This window comes from Halobium salinum (assembly GCF_026586625.1).
In the GTDB taxonomy this organism is placed as follows: Archaea; Halobacteriota; Halobacteria; order Halobacteriales; family Haloferacaceae; genus Halobium; species Halobium salinum.
In genome coordinates, this window is record NZ_JAODIW010000006.1 from 870,267 (window position 1) to 890,043 (window position 19,777).

17 protein-coding genes and 1 tRNA gene are annotated in these 19,777 nt (G+C 66.0%); 6 read left to right on the top strand and 12 right to left on the bottom strand.

The genetic code is table 11. The annotated features are described in order from the left end of the window. Positions 1-361, top strand: a 361-nt coding sequence (locus tag N5095_RS07740; protein ID WP_267622188.1) for a hypothetical protein, incomplete at its 5' end; no start/stop codon positions are given. 151 nt (positions 362-512) lie between these two features. Here the strand turns inward: N5095_RS07740 and N5095_RS07745 are convergent. The 4 genes from N5095_RS07745 to N5095_RS07760 form a co-directional block, all read right to left on the bottom strand. Beyond that, positions 513-1,415 carry an alpha/beta fold hydrolase gene (locus N5095_RS07745; protein WP_267622191.1) on the bottom strand — a complete coding sequence of 301 codons (903 nt, stop codon included), beginning with the start codon at positions 1,413-1,415 and terminating at the stop codon, positions 513-515. Positions 1,416-1,417: 2 nt separating this feature from the next. After that, positions 1,418-1,819, bottom strand: a complete 402-nt coding sequence (locus N5095_RS07750; RefSeq protein WP_267622193.1) for a DUF4864 domain-containing protein — start codon at positions 1,817-1,819, stop codon at positions 1,418-1,420. A gap of 116 nt (positions 1,820-1,935) precedes the next feature. Beyond that, positions 1,936-2,319, bottom strand: a complete 384-nt coding sequence (locus N5095_RS07755) for a DUF7977 family protein (protein ID WP_267622195.1) — start codon at positions 2,317-2,319, stop codon at positions 1,936-1,938. Beyond that, positions 2,309-3,349: a zinc-binding dehydrogenase gene (locus tag N5095_RS07760; RefSeq protein WP_267622197.1), complete on the bottom strand. Its 1,041-nt coding sequence runs from the start codon at positions 3,347-3,349 to the stop codon at positions 2,309-2,311. The genes N5095_RS07755 and N5095_RS07760 overlap by 11 nt, the downstream gene beginning before the upstream one ends. A gap of 138 nt (positions 3,350-3,487) precedes the next feature. Here N5095_RS07760 and N5095_RS07765 point away from each other — a divergent pair, with 138 nt between their 5' ends. Next, entirely contained in the window at positions 3,488-4,201 is a 714-nt protein-coding gene (locus N5095_RS07765) for a MogA/MoaB family molybdenum cofactor biosynthesis protein (protein ID WP_267622198.1), read from the top strand. Between the two features lie 43 nt (positions 4,202-4,244). Here the strand turns inward: N5095_RS07765 and N5095_RS07770 are convergent, their stop codons facing one another. Next, on the bottom strand, positions 4,245-5,093 hold the full coding sequence (locus N5095_RS07770) for a bacteriorhodopsin (protein ID WP_267622199.1): 849 nt from the start codon (positions 5,091-5,093) through the stop codon (positions 4,245-4,247). 255 nt (positions 5,094-5,348) lie between these two features. Between N5095_RS07770 and ilvD the strand changes: the two genes are divergently transcribed. Both ilvD and N5095_RS07780 read left to right on the top strand, forming a co-directional pair. Next, the gene (ilvD, locus tag N5095_RS07775; protein ID WP_267622200.1) at positions 5,349-7,106 is read left to right on the top strand and encodes a dihydroxy-acid dehydratase; all 1,758 of its coding nucleotides are present in this window, start codon (positions 5,349-5,351) and stop codon (positions 7,104-7,106) included. Between the two features lie 131 nt (positions 7,107-7,237). Further along, positions 7,238-8,791, top strand: coding sequence for a D-glucuronyl C5-epimerase family protein (locus N5095_RS07780; protein WP_267622201.1), 1,554 nt, complete (start codon positions 7,238-7,240; stop codon positions 8,789-8,791). Positions 8,792-8,848: 57 nt separating this feature from the next. Here the strand turns inward: N5095_RS07780 and N5095_RS07785 are convergent, their stop codons facing one another. The 3 genes from N5095_RS07785 to N5095_RS07795 all read right to left on the bottom strand — a co-directional run bounded on the left by N5095_RS07785 (position 8,849) and on the right by N5095_RS07795 (position 12,411). Then, a complete protein-coding gene (locus N5095_RS07785) occupies positions 8,849-8,968 on the bottom strand; it encodes an LPXTG cell wall anchor domain-containing protein (RefSeq protein ID WP_267622202.1) in 120 nt (39 codons plus the stop codon). Between the two features lie 385 nt (positions 8,969-9,353). Beyond that, positions 9,354-10,730 (bottom strand): OFA family MFS transporter, encoded by a 1,377-nt coding sequence (locus N5095_RS07790; protein WP_267622203.1) that lies wholly within the window; start codon positions 10,728-10,730, stop codon positions 9,354-9,356. Between the two features lies 1 nt (position 10,731). Continuing rightward, positions 10,732-12,411: a gamma-glutamyltransferase family protein gene (locus N5095_RS07795; protein ID WP_267622204.1), complete on the bottom strand. Its 1,680-nt coding sequence runs from the start codon at positions 12,409-12,411 to the stop codon at positions 10,732-10,734. 73 nt (positions 12,412-12,484) lie between these two features. On the opposite strand from N5095_RS07795, the gene N5095_RS07800 reads away from it, so the two are divergent. After that, positions 12,485-13,324 (top strand): helix-turn-helix domain-containing protein, encoded by an 840-nt coding sequence (locus N5095_RS07800; protein WP_267622205.1) that lies wholly within the window; start codon positions 12,485-12,487, stop codon positions 13,322-13,324. Positions 13,325-13,371: 47 nt separating this feature from the next. Then, complete coding sequence (locus N5095_RS07805; protein WP_267622206.1) at positions 13,372-14,439, top strand: AI-2E family transporter; 1,068 nt, start codon at positions 13,372-13,374, stop codon at positions 14,437-14,439. A gap of 336 nt (positions 14,440-14,775) precedes the next feature. Here N5095_RS07805 and N5095_RS07810 read toward each other — a convergent pair whose 3' ends face one another. The 4 genes from N5095_RS07810 to mptA all read right to left on the bottom strand — a co-directional run bounded on the left by N5095_RS07810 (position 14,776) and on the right by mptA (position 19,756). After that, the gene (locus N5095_RS07810) at positions 14,776-16,257 is read right to left on the bottom strand and encodes a hypothetical protein (protein ID WP_267622207.1); all 1,482 of its coding nucleotides are present in this window, start codon (positions 16,255-16,257) and stop codon (positions 14,776-14,778) included. Between the two features lie 569 nt (positions 16,258-16,826). Continuing rightward, positions 16,827-18,587, bottom strand: coding sequence for a DUF7845 domain-containing protein (locus N5095_RS07815; RefSeq protein ID WP_267622208.1), 1,761 nt, complete (start codon positions 18,585-18,587; stop codon positions 16,827-16,829). Positions 18,588-18,655: 68 nt separating this feature from the next. Continuing rightward, positions 18,656-18,726 (bottom strand) — tRNA-Pro (locus N5095_RS07820). A 97-nt stretch (positions 18,727-18,823) separates the two neighbouring features. Next, entirely contained in the window at positions 18,824-19,756 is a 933-nt protein-coding gene (gene mptA, locus N5095_RS07825; protein WP_267622209.1) for a GTP cyclohydrolase MptA, read from the bottom strand. Between the last annotated feature and the right edge of the window lie 21 nt (positions 19,757-19,777).

Genomic DNA, 19,777 nt, shown 5'->3' on the forward strand with positions numbered 1-19,777 from the left:
CATGGCGCTGTTCCCGACGAAGTTCCTGACGACGATGCAGAACCTCGCCGTCGAGAACCCGGACGACTTCGTCGACCGGCGCTGGGTCGTGCCGTACGTTCGCGCGGAGGGGCTGGTCGTGGCGGTCGTCTGCTTGCGAGGCGGGAGCGCGTACAGGGCGTTTATGGCGTTCATCGGCGCGGTGGGCGCCGTCTTGCTCCTCTTCCCGAGGCAGTACGTCGAGTTCGGAAACAGGCTCGCGTACGAAGGCTCGGCCCCCTTCGAGTGGCGGAAGCGGTACCTCCCGGGTCTACGGGTGTGCGGGGCGTTCTTCCTCCTCTTAGCCGCTCGGGCCCTGCGGACCGACGACCGCGACGAGTGACTCCGCAGGTCGACGACTGACACGGCCTGCGGTGGGTCGGGTCACAGTGAAGACTGCGAAGGACGCGGAAGACGGCGAGGGACGCGGAAGACGGCGAAGGCCGCGGAGAGAGCAGACCGTCGACCGGTCGAACGACCGCCGTCGCGCCCGCTCACTCCCCGAGGAAGTCGACGATTCGCTCCGCCACCGCCACGGGCTGTTCGTGGTGGAGCCAGTGGGTGCAGTCGTCGTACAGGTGGACGCGCCCGTCGTCGCAGTAGTCCACCGAGCGCCAGGCCATCGACTTGTTGAGGAACGGCTCGCCGGCGCCCCACAGCACGAGCGTCGGCTGTCCGACGCGTTCGTTCGGCGGCGTGGGCCGCTCGCGGGCGGCGGCGCGGTACCAGTTTATCATCGCGGTGAGCGCGCCGGGTTGGCTCCAGGCCTCCCGGTAGCGGTCGAGGTCCGCGGGGGTGAACGTCCCCGGCACGCTCGATTTGCGCATCGAGCGGGCGAGCAGTCGGTAGTTCCCGGCGGAGAGCGTCGACTCCGGAAGTTTCGGCAGTTGGAAGAACCCCATATACCAGCTTCGGAAGCGCTGCTCCCAGGACTGCTGGAGGGTCCGCCGGAACACCGAGGGGTGGGGAACGGCGGCGGCGACGAGGTGGTCGACGGCGTCGGGATACGCGAGCGCCGTCCACCACGCGACGGCGGCGCCCCAGTCGTGGCCGACGACGTGGGCGGCGTCGTAGCCGAGTTCCGAGGCGAGGCCGACCACGTCGCCGGCGAGTTCGTCGATGGCGTAATCCCGAACCTCGGGGGGCTTGTCGCTCAGGTTGTAACCCCGCTGGTCGGGGACGACGACGCGATACCCGGCGTTGGTCAGCGGCCGAATCGCCTCGTGCCAGGCGTACCAGAACTCGGGAAACCCGTGGAGGAGGACGACCAGCGGGCCGTCGTCGGGGCCGGCCTGGACGGTGTGGAGGCGAACCCCGTCGGTCTCGACGTAGACGGAATCGCCGGGGACGCCGGCGGGCAGGGCGCCGGCGTCGCGTTCGGCGGTCTCACCTGCCATCGTTACGCGATGCGGGAGACCCCGTCGACGAGCCAGCAGCCGTCGTCGGCGCCGCCGGACTGGCGGGCGAGGCGAAACTCGTACACGGCCTCGTCGCCGTCGGGGGCGACGACGGTGACCTCCTGTGACGCGCGGTCACCGGACTGCTCGACCGGCGTCGTGCCGGCGCGGTCGATGTCGAGTAGCGGGCGGTAGTTGCGGTGGACGATTCCCGTGAATCGGGTGAACGGGCCGGTCGCCCGGCGGACGGCCGGCGTGGTGAACGCGTAGACGGTCTCGACCCCCCGGTCGGCGTAGGGAGCGTCGTTCTCGCGCAGCGCGTCGATACCTAGCTGGACGACGTCGGCCGGCGACAGCAGCGGGTCGGGGCGGGGGACCCCGGCGTTCACGGACCGTTCGGACATGGTCCCTGATACGCTCTGTCAAAGTATATACCTATGCCTCAGCCCGCTGGACGAACCGGCAAAACGTGTGATTCGCGCCCGGATTCGGGGGTTCTCACCGTCGCCCTGCCTGTCTGTTACTCCCGCTTCGCGCCCGTCATCGTCCAGACCGCGACGAGACCGAGCAGGACCGCGGGCACCATCGGTAGGGCGAGATACGTCGCCAGGAAGGGAAGCCCGAGGCTCGCGGGCGCGGCAGGAAAGAGGTATATCAGGCCGGGCACGACGAGCGTCGAGAGAACGACGGCGACGACGAGGAGCCAGCCTGCCCGCCCGAACCCGCCTGGCTCGGCCCCCTCCGTCCCCCCCGCTTCCTCGCCGGTCGTCTCGGAACGCGCGCGTTCCGTCCCGTTCGGCCGGTGGACGTACGTCGGCCGCTCTTCGGTGGCGCCGCCGTCGGTCGACCGCCGCTCGACCGACCGGTCGTTCTCTCTCCCTGCCGGTCCCGACTCAGAGCTCACTGTCGGGGATTACCACCACCTTCCCAAAGCCCTCACGGTTCTCGAGCAGTTCGTGGGCGCGGGCGGCCTCGCTCATCGGGAGCGTCTCGCGGATGCGCGGCTCGAAGGTGCCGTCCCAGACGAGCGAGAGCACGTCGTCGACCTCGCCGGGCGTCGCCATCGTCGAGCCGATGACCTCGAGTTGGTTCCAGAAGATGCGGTTGATGTCGGTCTCCGGTCGGCCGCCGGTGGTGGCACCGCACGTGACGACGCGCCCGCCCTTCGCGAGGCTCTTCAACGAGTCCGTCCACGTCGCCGCACCGATGTGGTCGACGACCACGTCGACGCCGCGCCGTCCGGTGAGGTCGCGAATCTCGCCGGCGAAGTCGTCGGCCTCGTAGTTGATGACGTGGTCGGCGCCGACCTCCTCGGCGTACGACAGTTTCTCCTCGGTACTCGCGGTGGCGTACACCTCGGCGCCAACGTAGTCGGCGATTTGGACGGCGGCGTGGCCGACGCCGCCGGAGGCGCCGTGGACGAGCACCTTCTCGCCGGGCGCGAGTCGCCCCCGGGTGAGCAGCATCCGCCACGCGGTCTGGAAGACCAGCGAGGCGGAGCCGGCCACCTCCCAGTCGACGTGGTCGGGGACGGGAACGAGGTTGTCCTCCGGCACCGCCGCCAGTTCGGAGTGGACGCCGCGGACGTGCTCGCCGAGGATGTGAAAGGAGACGCACATCGGCTCCTCTCCGTGGCGGCAGAACTCACACTTGCCACAGGAGACGCCGGCGGAGACGGCCACGTGGTCGCCCGCCTCGAAGCGGGTCACGTCGTCGCCGACGGCCTCCACGACGCCGGCGGCGTCGCTTCCGGGGATGTGGGGGAAGTCGAGGTCGATGCCCGGGAGTCCCTTCCGGGTCCACACGTCGAGGTGGTTCAGCGCGCCGGCCTTCACGTCGACGAGTACCTCGTCGTCGTCGGGTTCGGGGTCGGGGAACTCGCCGTACTCCAACACGTCGCGGTCGCCGTGCTCGTCGAACTGAACTGCCTGCATGTGCCACATCTTCCCGGCTGGGGTCTTTACTGTATGGCCATCGCGGGGATTTACCGGGTTCCGAAACGGGGTTCCCTCCGGTCCCGTGCAGGGGTGTGAGGACCCGAAACTATACCGTCGGCGGCCGAAGCTGAGGCCATGAGCGAAGAGCCCCGAGAGCAGGAGCCGAACTACGAGGACCACCCGAGCCACCACGACGACCGCGGCGAGGGGGACGAGCGCGACGAGGAAAACGGCGAGGGCCGGGACGGGGAGCACGACCACGACGGGGAGCACGACCACAATGGGGAACACGACCACGGTCACGAACACGGCGAGTCGGGAACGCACGACCACCACCACCACGACGTCGAGGAACTCGGCGTCGCGGTCGTCACCGTCTCCTCGTCGCGCTCGCTCGAGGACGACGCCGCGGGCGACGCCATCGCCGCCGCCGTCGGGGACGCCGGCCACGAGGTGGTCGTGCGGAACCTCGTCGCCGACGACTACGACGGGGTGCAGGGGGAGGTGAAGAACCTCGTCCGCCGGGACGACGTGGACGCCGTCGTCACCACCGGCGGGACGGGCGTCACCCCCGACGACGTGACCGTCGAGGCGACGGAGTCGCTGTTCGACAAGGAACTCCCCGGGTTCGGCGAACTGTTCCGCCGGCTCTCCTACGACGAGGTCGGGACGCGCGTCGTCGGCACCCGGGCGGTCGCCGGCGTCGCCCGCGGCGTCCCCGTGTTCTGTCTCCCGGGGAGCGAGAACGCGGCGCGATTGGGGAGCGAGGAGATAATCGTCCCCGAGATGGGCCACCTCGCGGGGCTGGCGCGCCGGGACGAGGGCGAGGGAGGCGACGAGACGGAGTGAGCCGTGGAGGGGTACGGAGACGACGGCGGTGGGGCTGGGCGGTTCAGTCGTCGGCCGTGGCGGCGTCGCGACCCGTCGGGGCCGGCGCGCTGGCGACGGCTCCGGCGTTCGCCGCAACCCACCGGAGGAGGAGGAAGGCGAACACGTACTTCGCGACGATGTCGAACGCGGAGTATCCCCACGAGGTCAGGCCGACGGAGAGAACGGCGAACCCTTCGGGGCCGAGCGCCCACAGCACCGGATAGCCGAGCCAGAGCGTCACGGTCAACAGCTTGAGCGTCTCGAAAATCTCCGCCGTGCCCGCCGCCTCGGCGTCTCGCGGCCACTCGACGAGGAGCACGTAGAGAACGGCGACGAAGAAGCCACAGCTGATGACGTACAGCCCCCACCGAAGGAGGTACGACGAGGAGATGGAGGCCGCCGCGAGACCCGTCACGCACATCCCGATATCCATCGTGATGGCGGTGAACAGCTGTGCCCGGTTGGTGCCGGCGAGCAGGCCCAGCGCGAGCAGTATCATCGGCGTCGAGAACGTCCACGTGAGATACCGACCCCACGGTGAGAGCACCTCCTGGCCGGCGAGCGGATGTCCCGGCGGCATCTGGACGACGCCGACGGTCAGGCCGGAGACGAGAGCGGTGTAGCTCGCGAGCGACACGAGCGGGACGAGCAGCATCGCCACCCAGATGAGCTTCGCCCGCTCCGGCTCCACGTCGCGGCCCATGTAGACGAACAGGAGGACGGCGACGCCCGCGAGTGCGACGTTGACCCAGAGCGACGAGGAGAGCAGGACGTCGGTGCGAATCGCTTCGGCGACGGTCGACTGGGTCGTCTGTAACGGAACACCGGCGGTTACGACCGGACCGCCGGCTATGAGTGTCGATGGTGACATGACTGTAGCGGAAACTCGCGGCTGGACCGGCCGCGACGTGTCTGGTCGCTCTTAGGACGACGAGACGATGTAGCTGTCGGGAAACGAGACGGCTTCCCGACACGCCGACAGCCGAGTCCCGGCCGGGGTGCGCCATTTGGGACGTCCGCCGCGGCGTGTCGCCCGACGCGCCCGCCACGGTGTGTCGGCCGAGGCATCCGACGTAATATCTGTCCGTGCGGGGTGTTTTATACTCGCGCGGGACACGGGTCTGGTATGAGCAAACAGGAACCGCGCGAGACGGAGGACGAGGACCGCTTCGCCGGCGACAAGGACGACCGGCTCCCGAGCCACGAAGTGACGGAGGGTGCCGAGCGAGCACCCCACCGGGCGATGTTCCGAGCGATGGGGTTCGACGACGAGGACCTCTCCTCGCCGATGGTCGGCGTCGCCAACCCCGCCGCCGACATCACGCCGTGCAACGTCCACCTCGACGACGTGGCGCAGGGGGCCATCGACGGCGTCGACGAATCGGGCGGGATGCCCATCGAGTTCGGCACCATCACCATCTCGGACGCCATCTCGATGGGGACCGAGGGGATGAAGGCCTCCCTCATCTCGCGGGAGGTCATCGCCGACTCCGTCGAACTCGTCGCCTTCGGCGAGCGCATGGACGCGCTGGTCACCGTCGCGGGCTGTGACAAGAACCTCCCCGGGATGATGATGGCGGCCATCCGCACCGACCTCCCGACCGTGTTCCTCTACGGCGGCTCCATCATGCCCGGCCAGCACGAGGGCCGCGAGGTGACGGTCCAGAACGTGTTCGAGGGCGTCGGCACCTACGCCGAGGGAGAGATGAGCGCCGAGGAGTTGGACGACCTCGAACGCCACGCCTGCCCCGGCGCCGGCTCCTGTGGCGGGATGTTCACCGCGAACACGATGGCGTCCATCTCCGAGGCGCTGGGCCTCGCACCGCTGGGGAGCGCGAGCGCCCCCGCGGAGTCCGACGAGCGCTACGAGGAGGCCGCCCGCGCGGGCGAACTCGTCCTCGACGCCGTCGAGCACGAGCGGCGACCCTCGGACATCCTCTCGAAGGAGTCCTTCGAGAACGCCATCGCGCTCCAGGTCGCGGTCGGCGGCTCGACGAACGCCGTGCTCCACCTGCTCGCGCTCGCGGCGGAGGCCGGCATCGACCTCGGTATCGAGGAGTTCGACGAGATATCGCGCAAGACGCCGAAAATCGCCAGCCTCCAGCCCGGCGGCACGCGCGTGATGAACGACCTCCACGAGGTCGGCGGCGTCCCGGTCGTCCTCCGGCGTCTGCTCGACGCGGGCCTGCTCCACGGCAACGCGAAGACGGTGACCGGCCGAACTATCGCGGAGGAACTCGACCACATCGCGGACTCGCTCCCGGCGGACGACGACATCGACGTGGACTTCCTCGCGCCCGTCGACGACCCCTTCCACGAGGAGGGAGCCATCAAGATTCTCACCGGGAACCTCGCGCCCGACGGTGCCGTCCTCAAGGTCACCGGCGACGACGCGTTCCACCACACCGGTCCCGCCCGCGTCTTCGAGAACGAGGAGGACGCGATGGCGTACGTCCAGGAGGGCCACATCGAGTCCGGCGACGTCATCTGCATCCGCAACGAGGGCCCCCGAGGCGGCCCGGGGATGCGCGAGATGCTCGGCGTCACCGCCGCCGTCGTCGGCCAGGGACACGAGGACGACGTGGCACTCCTCACCGACGGGCGCTTCTCCGGCGCCACTCGCGGGCCGATGGTCGGCCACGTCGCCCCCGAAGCCCGCGACGGCGGGCCGATAGCCCTGTTGAAGGAGGGCGACGAGGTCACGGTCGACATTCCGAACCGCGACCTCTCCGTCGACCTCACGGACGACGAACTCGAGGCCCGCCGCGACGACTGGGAGCCGAAACCGCCGGCCTACGAGACCGGCGTGCTCGCGAAGTACGGCGAGAGCTTCGGCTCGGCGGCGAACGGCGCGGTGACGAACCCCGGCGCGAAGCGGGAGTAGCCCGCGATTCCGACCCGAAAGCCACACGATAGCCGGCGCAGCTCCCGGTAGCCGGACCTTACCCCCTGTTCGGTCGCGTTACCGAACCGAAACTTTTCAAGCCCCGAACGGGTGGTGATTCCCAAGGACCGATGAGTATAATCAAAGAAATAGAGACCATCTCCGGATTCGATAGGAATCCGTCGGAGTCGGTCTCGGAGTACCTCTCCCGACTCGGTGCGGGTGCGGGAATCGACGAGGAGGAGGTGACGCGCGTCCGCGAGGCCGTCCACACCGAGATGTACTCGCCCGACCCCCTCCCCGAGGAGCGGCGCGCGACGGTCGAGTCGTTCGCCGAGGCGGTTTCGGAGCGGGCGTCGCCGGCGGACGTGGAACCCGACGCCGGGGTAGCGGGTGGGTCGGCCGCGTCGACCGGGTCGACCGGGTCGACCGGACCGGCCGCCGCCTCGGGGGACGATGGCGTCGGCGCCGGACCGACTGCCACCGAGCGGTCGGCGAACGATGACGGGTCGGTGGCCGGAACCCTGGAGTCGGCCGCCGCACGCTGGGACCGGGCGTCGAAGTCCTCCCGACGGAAGTTCCTCTCCGGCGCCGGCGTCGTCGGCGTCCTCGCAGTCGGCGGGGCGGCCGCCGGAATCGGGGCGCTCGGCGGGTCCGGCGACGGGAACGGGACGGCCGCACTCGGCAACGCGTCGTCGGCCACGGCGACCGGGTCGACGACGGCCGACGAGCCGACCGCCGACGCGACGGGGTCGGCGGACGACGACGGGAGTGAGGGCGAGGTCGCCACCGAGCCCGCGGAGCGAACGTCTCTCTCCGAGGCCGACCTGCGGTTCGAGGAGTTCGACCTCGCCGAACTCGAGCGGTCGTCGTGGCCACAGGAGGTGCCCGCGGAGTGTCAGTACGGCGCCGAGGAGCTCTCCTCGATGCCGGACCTCGTCTATCGGGACGGCGACACCGGGTTCGACCCCTTCGCCTCCGCGCGGACGGTGCTCGGCCTCCTCCGCTGCTACGAGCTAACCGAGGAGCCCGCCTACCTCGACAAGGCGATGTCGATGGGCACGGCGCTCCACGAGGCCGGCGAGGCATACGACGGCGGGCTGTTCTTCCCGCACGAGTTCCCGGTCGAACCCCACGTCGACGCCGACTGGACGGTTCGGGAACCGTGGTACTCGGCGACGACACAGGGCCTCGCGCTCAGCGCGTTCGCGCGGCTGTACGTCGACGGCGGCGGGGAGTCGGCGGGGCGCTACGGCGTGGACGTGCTTCGGTCGCTCGACAGCATCGTGACCCGTGCGGACGGACCGGTCGCCGAGAACCCGTGGGGCGCCTGCCTCGACGACGAGGGGTACCTCTGGCTGGAGAAGTACGCTCAGCTCCCGGCGAGTCACGTGTTCAGCGGCCACAACGTCGCCGCGTGGGGGCTGTACGAGATGTGGCTCGCGTACGGGAGCGAACTCGCGCGGGACCTGTTCCGGGCGAGCGCGACGACGACGAAGGCCCGGGCCGACGCGTTCCGTAACGAGGGCGGGGTGAGCGACTTCTGTCTGGCACACGGCGTCCAGCGCCCCGAGTACCACCGGCTCCACGTCGACCAACTCGGGACGTACCACGAGCTCACCGGCGACGACGCGTTCGCGGCCGCCGCCGAGCGCTTCGCCGAGGACTACGACCCCTCGGCGTAGCGGCGTAGTGGGGCCTCGTGGCCGTCGCGACCGCGCGTTCCCGTTCCCGGCGTCCGCTCAGAGGGGAACGAGACCCGTGAGCACGTACAGCGCGGCGAGCGTCAGCATGGCGACGAAGATGAACGCGAGGAGGTAGTCGAACGTCCCCTCGGGCGTCCCGGTTCTCGGGAGATGCATACCGGAGATACGTCACGCGAGCGCATAACGCGCTCGTCGACGGGCGATACGTGTTCGACTCCCTCTTCGAGCCGCCGAGGTCGGGTCGGCCGCGGTGCGACTCGGCACTGGCGGTCGGCTCAGATGGGGACGACGGCGCCGACGACTGCGAGGGTGGCGAGGCTGACGAACGCGACGGCGGTGAAGGCGGCGAGGTACTCGGCCAACTCCCGCGTCTGTGTGCTGACTCGGACGGTCACAGGTCGAGCTACGACGCCGAGCCGTATCAGTAGGCGCATCGTGCCGCGCGGCAACGCGACCGGAAAGCCGCGGTATCGAGAACGTACCGAACGGCGTCGGCCGCGTCGGCGTCGGTCGACGCGGACTTCTCGCGCTCTCGGGCCCGTCAGTCCTCGCTCCCGACCGCGGCCCCCTCGACCTGCCGCTCGCCGCTGGGACCCGGACCGGAGAGCGCGAGGGCGGCGCCCCCGGCGAGGAGCGCGAGCACGGCACCGAGGCGGAACGTCGTGGGCCAGCCGTACCCGCTCACGAGCAGGCCGGTGACGGCGCCGCCGAAGACGCCGCCCCACATCTTCCCCGAGTACAGCAGCGCGTAGTTCGCGGAGGAGTTCTCCTCGCCGTAGTAGTCGGCGACGACGGCGGGAAAGAGGGTGTACTGCGGGCTCCAGAAGAACGTCGCCACCACGACGGCGGCGAGGAAGCCGAGCCGTGAGCCGAGGAGTCCGAACTGGACGACCGCGAACAGTCCGAGGCCACAGAGTGTGAACGACGCCGCCATCGCCCGCCGGCGGTCGAGGCGGTCCGATAGTTCGCCGAGCAACAGCCGACCGACGCCGCCGGCGATGGGGAGGAGAATCGCGGAGGCAGTGGCCGTCACGGCGTCGAGGCCGACCGCCTGCGCGAAGGAGACGATTTTCGCGGTGAGCATCAGTCCGGCGCCGCTGACGGCGACGAACATCCCGTACATCAGCCAGAACTGCCACGTGCCGAGCATCTCGCGCCAGTGGTAGTCGCGGGCGCCGCCGGCGCCGTCCCCGTCCCCGCTCCCGTCGTCCGCCGCGGCGTCGAGGTCGGCGCGTCGGCGCTCGAACCACGACTCCGGCGGGTCGCGAAGCACGAGGGCGGCGACGAGGATAGCGACGCCGATGACGATGCCCATGTTGCGCAGGACGGCGCCGTAGCCGCCGACCGTCGCGTTCGCCCGGACGTAGGGGACGAACAGGGCCGCGCCGGCCGCGAACGCCATCGTCCCGGCGCCGGCGGTGAGCCCCTTGCGGTCGGGGAACCACTTCAGCGCCGTGTTCACCGAGATGGTGTAGACGATGCCGACGCCGAGCGCCCCCAGCGAGTAGAGCAGGTACAGCTCCCAGACGGCGGTGGCGTACGAGAGCAGGTAGTACGCCCCGCCGGCGAGGACGGCCGCCGCGACGGTGAGCAGTCGGGGGCCGTGGCGGTCGCGCCACCAGCCGACGGGGAACTGCGACCCCGACTGGACGATGACGAACAGCGTGAACACCAGTCCGAGCTGTGAGAGCGGGACCCCGAGGTCGCGCCCGAGCGGCCCCTCGATGGACGACCAGACGTACTGGTACGGGCTGACGACCGCCATCGCGAGCGCGGCGGCGACGACGAGCCACCAGCGGGAGAACCCGAGGTGCTCGCGGGCGCGGGCGCCGTAGTCGACCTCCGATAAGGGGGTGTCGGACTCCGGCACGGATGCGTCGGACTCCGACGTGGGGGCGTCGGCTGTGTCGTCGCCCATCTCAGTATCCGACCGTCTGGCCGTCCTTCCGGGGTTCGGTCGCGCCCGAGAGGGTGCCCGAGTCGTTGCGGACGACCTGTGCGCCGCCGAACAGCCCGCCGGGCAGGATTCGCACGTCGTGGCCCTTCCGGACGAGTTTCGTCGGGACGCCCTCGGCCATGCGCTCCTCGACGGCGAGACTGCCGTCCTCGCGGTAGCGCCAGCGCGGCTCGTCGAGTGCGGTTTGGAGCGGGAGGTCGTAGTCGACGACGTTCGAAATCAGCTGGACGTGGCCCTGTGGCTGCATGTACCCGCCCATCACGCCGAAGCCGAGCCAGTCGTCCGGCCCGAGCTTCGCGAGTGCCGGGACGAGGGTGTGGAACGGCCGCTTGCCCGGTTCGAGACGGTTGGGGTGGTCGGGGTCGAGCGAGAACGACGCGCCCCGATTCTGGAGTGCGATGCCGGTGTCGCCGGCGACCAGCCCGGAGCCGAAGCCGGCGAAGCGGGAGTTGATGTAGGAGACGACGTTCCCCTCGTCGTCGGCGACACAGAGGAGGACGGTGTCCGCGTCCTCCGCGTTGGCGTCCGGGACGCCGAAGGAGGCGTCGACCGGCGTGTCGCCGACCTTCTCGGCGCGCTTTCTCGCCCACGAGTCGGACGCGAGCGGCGGAACCTCCTCGTACTCGGGGTCGGTGATGTAGCGGTGGCCGTCGTGGAAGGCGAGCTTCGTCGCCTCCGCGAAGGCGTGAACGCGCTCGGCGGAGTGGAGGTCGTGGTCGGCGGCACCCACCTCCTCTGCGATGTTGAGTGCTTCGAGCGCGATGAGCCCCTGGTTGTTCGGCGGGAGTTCGTACACTTCGGCGCCGTTGTACGTCGTCGACACGGGGTCGACGAACTCCGGCTCGAAGGCGGCGAGGTCGTCGGTCGTGAGGAAGCCGCCCTGGTCCTGCACCTCGCTCGCTATCTGCTCGCCGACCTCGCCCTCGTACACCACGTCGGCACCCTCGTCGGCGATGCGCTCCATCGTCGCGCCGAGTTTCGGGAGGGTGACCGTCTCGCCGACCGTCGGCGCGCGGTCCTCGTGGAGGAACGCCTCGCGGGCGTGGGTGTCGGTGAAGAGGTCCTCGCCGTGGCGCCACTGGCTGGCGATGACCTCGGTGACGGGGTACCCCTCCGTCGCGTAGCGGATGGCCGGCCCGAGGGCGTCGGCGAGCGTCAGCCGACCGAGTTCCTCGACCGTCGTCTCCCAGCCGCGGGCCGTCCCGGGGACGGTGACCGTGTGCGCGCCGATATCGGGCATCGTCACGTCGGCCGGGTCGAGCGGCCCGTCGCCGTCGGGACCCCCCTCGCCCTCCTCGCCACCTCGGCCCCGCCGGTAGTTCCCCTCCGGCCCGTCGGCCGCTACGGCCTCGCGGACGTTCTCGACGGTCGCGTCGGCGGGTGCGCCGCCGCAGGAGCGCATGGCGCCGACCTCGCCGTCGGCGGTGCGATACAGGGCGAACACGTCGCCGCCGAGCCCGGTGCTCGTGGGTTCGACGACGTTGAGCGCCGCGGCGGTCGCCACGGCCGCGTCGAAGGCGTTTCCGCCCTCTCGCAGGGTCTCGATGCCCGCCTGCGCCGCGAGCGGCTGGCTCGTCGAGACGACTCCGCGCTGTCCGTAGACGGTCGAGCGTCGCGACCCGAACCGGTCGATATCTACCATACGTCGACCACGGCGTGCGCCCCTCTAAGTCGCGACCCCAACCTGTTTGGTGTCCTCGGTCCGAGTCGGGAGCATGGACGAGGGCGCCGGGAACCGGGACGACCGAGACGTGCACGAGACCGACCGCCGCATGCGCGAGGTGGTGTTACTCGTCCGTCACCACGGAGAGCCGGAGAGCGACGTGAGCGCGGCGTACCCGAACGTCACGCTCCGCTCGCGTTCGTCGATGACGGGACGTGACGGACGTCGGAAACGGATCGTCGAGGTGACGGGGGACGAAGCGGAGATTCCGGCGTTCCTCGACGCGTTCGAGGCCGCAGAGTCCATCCTCGAGGTGGAGCCGCTGACGGAGCCGGGTCGGCCGCGCGTGTACGTCGCGGTGACGGTCGACGCGACCCGGTGGGACAGCATCTCGGAGCGGCTCTCCGAGTTGGGGGTCCACTACCGGAACGGGACGACCATCTCCGCGGGGTGGGAGCGATGGACGCTGTACCTCCGACCCGACGAGTCCACGGCGACGGTGCGAGAGTCACTCGAGGCCGCGGGCAACGAGACGGAACTCGTCCGGGACGTGGGGCTGGGGTCCGTGGACGCCGGCGGACGACTCGACGCCCTCGACCTGCGCGAGCGCCTCACCGACCGCCAGCGCGAAGTCCTCCTGCTCGCCGTCGACCGCGGGTTCTACGGACCGGACCGAACGGTCTCGTTGGACGAAATCGGCGCCGAACTGGGTGTGACGAAGACGACCGCGTGGGAGCACCTCCAGCGCGCCGAGGGGAAAGTGATGGAGGCGCTCGAAGGCGCTCTGCGGGAGACGCCGGAGTCCGAACAGAATCGGGAGTCGGAGTCGACGCTGTCCCCGGAGTCGGAGCGGGAGGCCGACGCGAGTTCGGAGTCGGAGACGGAGAACTGACCCCGACGAGGGTCGGGTTTCTTGGCCGTCGTCGTCGTCATCTCAGTATGGACCTCGGTCGCCAGCGGACGTTCCTCCTCGCCCTCCTCCTCGTCTTCGGGGTACTCTCCGCCCTGCTCGTTCTCCCCTACCTCCAGTACGTCCTCGCGGCGTTGCTGCTCGGGTACGCCCTCCACCCCCTTCACCGACGACTCGAACCGCGGGTCGGGTCGCGAGTCGCCGCCGGGGTGCTCATCGCCGCGACGGTGTTCGCCGTGCTGTTTCCCATCGCCATTCTGGCCCAAGTGGCGCTCAGCGGCGCCCGGAGCGTGTTCGAGACGATTACCGCCTACCTGGAGCAGGGGGAGTTGGTCCGGTGGCTGGAGGAGATGGGAGTTCAAGTTCCCGACCTCGTGGAGATGATCGGCAACGGCGGGTCGCTTCCGGTCGGCGGACTCGTCGGGGTGCTGGGCGGGCTGACGAACGCCGCCGTCGGGCTCACGGTGCTCGTGTTCGTCCTCTACTACCTCCTCACCACCGGCGACGCGCTGATGGCGTGGCTCCGACGGGTCACCCCGCTCACGCCCGCGGTGCAGGACGAACTGTACGCCCGGGTCGACCGTCTCACCTGGGCGGCACTGGTTGTCAACGTCGTCGTCGCCGGCGTACAGGGGGTCCTCACCGGCATCGGGTTATGGGCGGTCGGCTTCCCCAACCCCGCCTTCTGGACGGTGATGACGACGCTGCTCGCGCTGTTGCCGCTCATCGGCGCCTCGGTGGTCTGGGCGCCCGCCGCGGTGTATCTCCTCTTCGTCTCCGACCCCCTCCACGGGGTCGCACTCGCGGCCTACGGCGCGCTCGTCGTGAGCCTCTCGGACAACTACCTCCGGCCGGTGCTCGGCGGCCACGAAGCGCGGCTGAACCCTGGACTGTTCGTCCTCGGCATCTTCGGTGGGACGGCGGCGCTCGGGTTCGTGGGCATCTTCTATGGACCCATCGTGCTCGGGGCGTTGAAGGCGCTGGTGGAGGTGTACACGCGAGAGGAGTTTCCGGAGGGTGCGGCCGAGGCCGAGACGGAGATCATCGGCCCCACCCTGCCGGAGCAGGTAGGCGAGGGGACGGAGACGCCGGAGTGAGTGGAGTCCGGCGGTGGTGGCTCTTGACTGGGACCCGTCTACTCTGACTCGCTCGAAGGCGCACGAAATCGCACACGTCCTCTCCGCACCGCACTTTGTCGATTATCCGGATTGGGAGTTCGCATATGAAATAGCGGCACGGAGCAGACGAACTCGACCTCTGCTGGGCCGGTTGTTGCTCGTTCCGGTCGTTTTGCACACGCTGAGTTAATTAGAGTGTGCAATTCGAGGTGTGTCCGTTTTGCGAAGTGAGTCCCCGTGGGGTTAGCTTGGGAGAAAACAAGTTGCGAGAAGGAGTGATTGCTATCGGTATAGAGTTACTCAGAGCGTAGCAGATTAGCCCGACACCGATTCAAAACTCTTGGAATAATTTCCATCATCATCCTGAGTAATTGCGTTGATGGTTTTGAGGGATTCGCATATGTTTTGAACTACATCAGCGGAAATTGTCGTATCTATCTCATCTAGTATATCGTTCGGGCTAAAGGGCCGTCTCATATGACGGCTGGCACGGATTACCGCTAAAACATGCTCTTCGTCTTTGTCTATCTTCGATGCGATTCTTCGATCGCGTTCCTCCAGAGCCCCGTTGATACGGTCAATTTCCTCCAAGACTCTTTCTCTGATTTCTTCATTAGATGTGTAGTCATTACCGTACTCCTCAAGTTTGTCTTTGAATGTGACCAGTAAGGTAATAGTCCATTCTGCTTCATTCATGCTAGATGGCTCGTTGGCGATTTCGATAATTTGCTTGGAGACTGCATCAGACTCTGCAAATGCTTCTCCAATTAGCCCCATCGAAAGTAGTATTCTATCTGGATCTCCGCTGGGGATTTCTAATGTGGCATCTACAAGCGATCGAAGTGCACTATTAATGCTTCTCGCTGATCTGTAGTCCCCCTCCTCAATCGATTGAAGGGCGAAACTGAGGGAATAATTGACGAAATTCGTCAAAGGATCTGTGAACTCCCTTCCAGGCGAATTTATATCAGAGGCTATTGCACGGGCAATCTTGCTGTAACTGGTTACTACCGATTGAGACTGACTTCGACTGAAATGTGAAGCGTAATCTACTGTAATCCTTCCAAACAGCCGGATAAACACATTGGGAATCCCTCTGACCCGTTTTTCCTGCCAAGACAAAACGGATTCTCGGAGAAGATAGACGACCTGCATCATAATCGCTTGATTGTCCTGCTTCAGACTTATCCGGAAAATCTGCTCATAAGGGCTATAAAGGTACCAGCATGCAAGTTGAGAGGTATCATGGGACGTTCTGAAGGTTCGATATTGGTTCTCAACTACTTCATCAACATGTTCACGGTACTTATCGAGCAGCTGTTTTGCGGACCGCGTATCCCCATCTCTAATTCTAGCTCTTTGGACATCTAAAAACGAGTCTACGGGATTTTCGTCGGCAACTTTGAGATATCTCACTTCCTGAAATATATTCTTTATTTTCTCTGCGTCATTGCTCTCGTATATAGTGGATTTTTGATCCTCGACTACTTTATCAATTCCATTGAGGAACTCAGGATCAATTTCTCCAATAATGGCACTCAGGACTTTTTCGGGTCTTAGAGCCTGAACTAGCCAGTACATATACGGGAATATGATTAAAATAGCCAATATGGACAATAACACGAACACAAAGTAAATATATAGTTGGATTCTCGGGGAAGAGAGTAAGATAACACCTATTGAAATGGCAAGTACGTGTGGGAAAAAGTGTGAAATTACTGGGGTGCTTCGGAGAATAGACGTGTCTATCCGGTGGGAATAGCGGTTTGAAGCGAGTTGCACGCCTGTTATTGTCACTGTCAAACTTATGGTGAATAGAGTTATAACGCCGATGAGAAGAGGATTGACCACAGATCCTCGAGTTTCTGGGGTTGAAACGAATGTCGAAATGAGGGCAACAAATACTGCGATTAGGCAGACCGCTCCTGTAAGGCGATTTATCGACAGGTGGTTGTTAATTAGATGGTGGAATCTGGACGCCGTTATTGAGTAGGAAGACCGCAGTTTCCTTCTCTCAGAGAACATTTGTGAGAACTCCTGCTGGCGAATCTATACTCCTTTCGACTGAAAGATTGTCCGTCTCTGTATTCTATGCTAAATACACTAATGTAGGTGGCGGGATTTTATCATTTCTCAGGGATAGACTAGTTGCTGTGGACGGGGGCGTATTTTGACTAGGTGGTCTTAACCACACCCTCTAAGCGAGAACCGGACAGCGGTCGTCCGGTTCTCGTTTGGGGTGGCTTCGGCTACCTCGAGTTGTGCAGAGAGAGGTAGCCAAAGCCCTGCCCTCACAGGAGCAAAAACTGGTCAAAAACGCCGGAAAATAGAGGAAGAGGTAGCGATGCCTCTCACGAGTCGGCCCGTCAGTCGGCGGGTGAGTAGCCGTGTTCTGCCCAGTCGATTTGCTCGACTTTCTCGCGGTAGTCTCGAGTGCGATCTCCACCACGCCGCATTGGTGTCACTTTCTGATCGAGGGAGCGGAACCGCCGGCTCTGGCCGCTGAGGTAGGTGACGCGGGCGTGAATTCCGTGAGTGGAATTGAAGCCGAATGTCTCCTGATACCGAAGGCGAATCTCGTTCAGCACCTCACGAGCCTCCTCACTGTCTTTCGGCTGATAGCCAATCTCGAGGAGTTTCCGACAGTCGCCGGTATCCTCCTTCACCGTGATGTCGTACTCAGCGCGCACCTTGCTCCACGCGCTCCGCTGCTGGTCGCTAGCGGCGTCGGCTACTTCCATTACTGTCTGCTCCATTGTTTGCTCGAAGCGGTTCTTCGCGGCGCGTAGGCGCTTCAGCATCAGCTGCTGTTGGTGCTTGCTAGCTATCTCTAAGTTCCCGTAGGTCTGTTCAACGAGTCCCTCCAAACGCTGCACAGAGCGGCGGATGGTCCGATACGAGCAGTCGATACTCTCGGCTGCACCCTGCATCGACTGTTGGCCGCCGTCTGTGAGAAGATGGTCGACCAGTTGTTCGTCGGAGTCGGTCATATCGCGCCAGAGACGCATCACACGCATCTCCTGCTCGTTCTCGACCTCCGGGAGCGGACAGTCGGTGATCCGGAGTGAGCGGCGGTGCTCGGCGCTCGCGTCGAAGTACTGGTCGCTCACGAGGTGGCTTCCGCCACGGATGGACAGGCCGGACCAGTCCATTATGTTGAATAGGGTCTCCTCGAGCTCACGAGTGAGATCCTCGAGATCGTCCCAGTATACGGTCTCATCGGTAACGCTCGTCTGGTAGGAGATCTCGAGCTTCGGGTGGTATAGAGGATCGTCCGGTTCGAATTTCTTGGGGTGTTCCGGGTAGTAATGCTTCACCTCCTTCCCGAACTTGTGGCCGCGCACCAGGTCAGCGGCGCGCTCGTCGGTGATAGTCGTGGTGACGTAGTAGCCGGGACGCTTTCGATGATCCTCGACGTGCTTCCGATATCCAGAACGGTCTGCTTCGAGCAGGTTGTGGGAGCGGGCTATCGGACCATCCGCGGCATAGAGAGAACCACTCTCCTCGCTATCAATACGAAGGTAAACGGCGGCGTCCCCAATGTTACTCATCTCGTGAGGTTCCGAGAAGTACGAGGTGGAGCCACCGAACGCGGCCATAATGTGCCGGAGCAGTTCGTGATACTGGTCGTGGGGGATGTTCGATGCTTGAACCTGTGCGTCGATGTAGGGCTGACCGAGATCGGGGACGGACACCCGATTGCCGTTGCTAGTTAGGTTCGGCCAGCGGGGTCGGACAGTAATAGTTCCAGCTGCTCCCTTCCGTGCGCCCTTCGAGTCGGGCCGCCCCCCATTCCAGAGAGCGTCCTTTCGAGCGAAGTAGAAGCGGAACTCGGGTACGCTTTGCAGGTGATAGCTCTCGTGCTCCCACGGGTCTAACCCTCCTTTGTCGTAGTCGTAGCAGAGGATGTAATCATGGCCGTTGAAGGACATTTGAGCGGTTGGCTTCCCTTCGGTTTGCCACCCGTCGTACTCCTTTCTGATGGAGTCCATCCAGTAGTACGGCTTCAGCCCGTACTCGGTGAAGATGAAGTGTACGTCGAACTCGTGACACTGAGTGGTCGAGAATAACTCGACCGTCACCTCAACCACCTCCTTAGGACCGAAATGGCAGATGATTCCCCACATCTAATTGGAGAAAATTGTAGAAGGAGACCGCTCAGGCCCCCGATAATGAAAGACGAAAGAAGCGGAAGTGGGACCGCTGAGATTCGAACTCAGGTCCTACCGACCCCATCGGCAGAGGATACCACTACCCTACGGTCCCGCGTTTCGGAGAACGGCCGTACCCCGTTTAACGTCTTCGCTTCGTCGCGGGGCGGGGCCGTGCGAACAGGGCTCTCGCTTTCGACTTCGAGGCCCGCTCAGTGATCGCCGTTCAGCTCGCCGCGGAGCTGGGCCATCGTGACCTCGCGCTCGGCGTGGGCGTTGTGCTGGTGGATGGACTCGTCGTTGGACTGCTTCATGTGAATCACGGCGTCCTCGGGGAGGTGGTCGAAGGAGTCGACCACGTCCTCGGCCATCGAGCGCACGCAGTCCTCGACGAACTTCGCGTTCAGGTGCGCGTGGTAGGTCATGTGGTCCTCGTCGGGGCGCTTCGCGAGGTTGTAGATGCGGGCGCTCATGCAGTCCCGCGCGATGTCGAGGACGTCCCGGAGGTCGACCTCGGGGCTCCCCTCGCTCGAGACTGTGAGGGTGGCGTGGCCGCGCTGGGAGTGCCCCGGCTGGGGGACGCGCTCTAAGAACGCCTCGGCGGTCTCGTCGTCGACGCCGAGGTCCGCGAGCTCCTCGCGGGCGCGGGTCTCGGACATCCCCTGCGAGCAGGGACAGACCGTCATCCCGGTGACGCGTGCGCCGATCTCCTCGCGGGTGCCCTCCTCGGTGGCGGTGGCGCCGGCGATGATGTCGGCGGTGCCCTGGGTGGGCAGGTCCGACTCCGGGGTCTCCTGTTTGGTGATCAGCTCCGCCTCCATGTGGACCTCGGCGCTCGTCGTGTAGTCGTGTTTGGCGAGCAGCCGCTCGGCGGCGTCGCCACAGAGGTCCTCGACGCGGTAGGTCGGCTCCTCGACCGCCGCCTCCAGCGCCTCGTCGATGACCTGCATGTTCCGGGACATGTCCGCCCCTTTCCGGGTCGCCGGCAGGTCGACGAACACCTCGAACTCCGCCATGAGGACGATGGGGCGCTTCCCGTCGCGGGCGACCTTCACGAGTTTCTCGACGCCGGTGACCCCCACCTGGCTCAGCCCGACCGTGACGTCAGGCTCGTTCGCCTGAACGTCGGGCAACTGCTTGCTCATTACCGGAGTCGTAGGACTCTC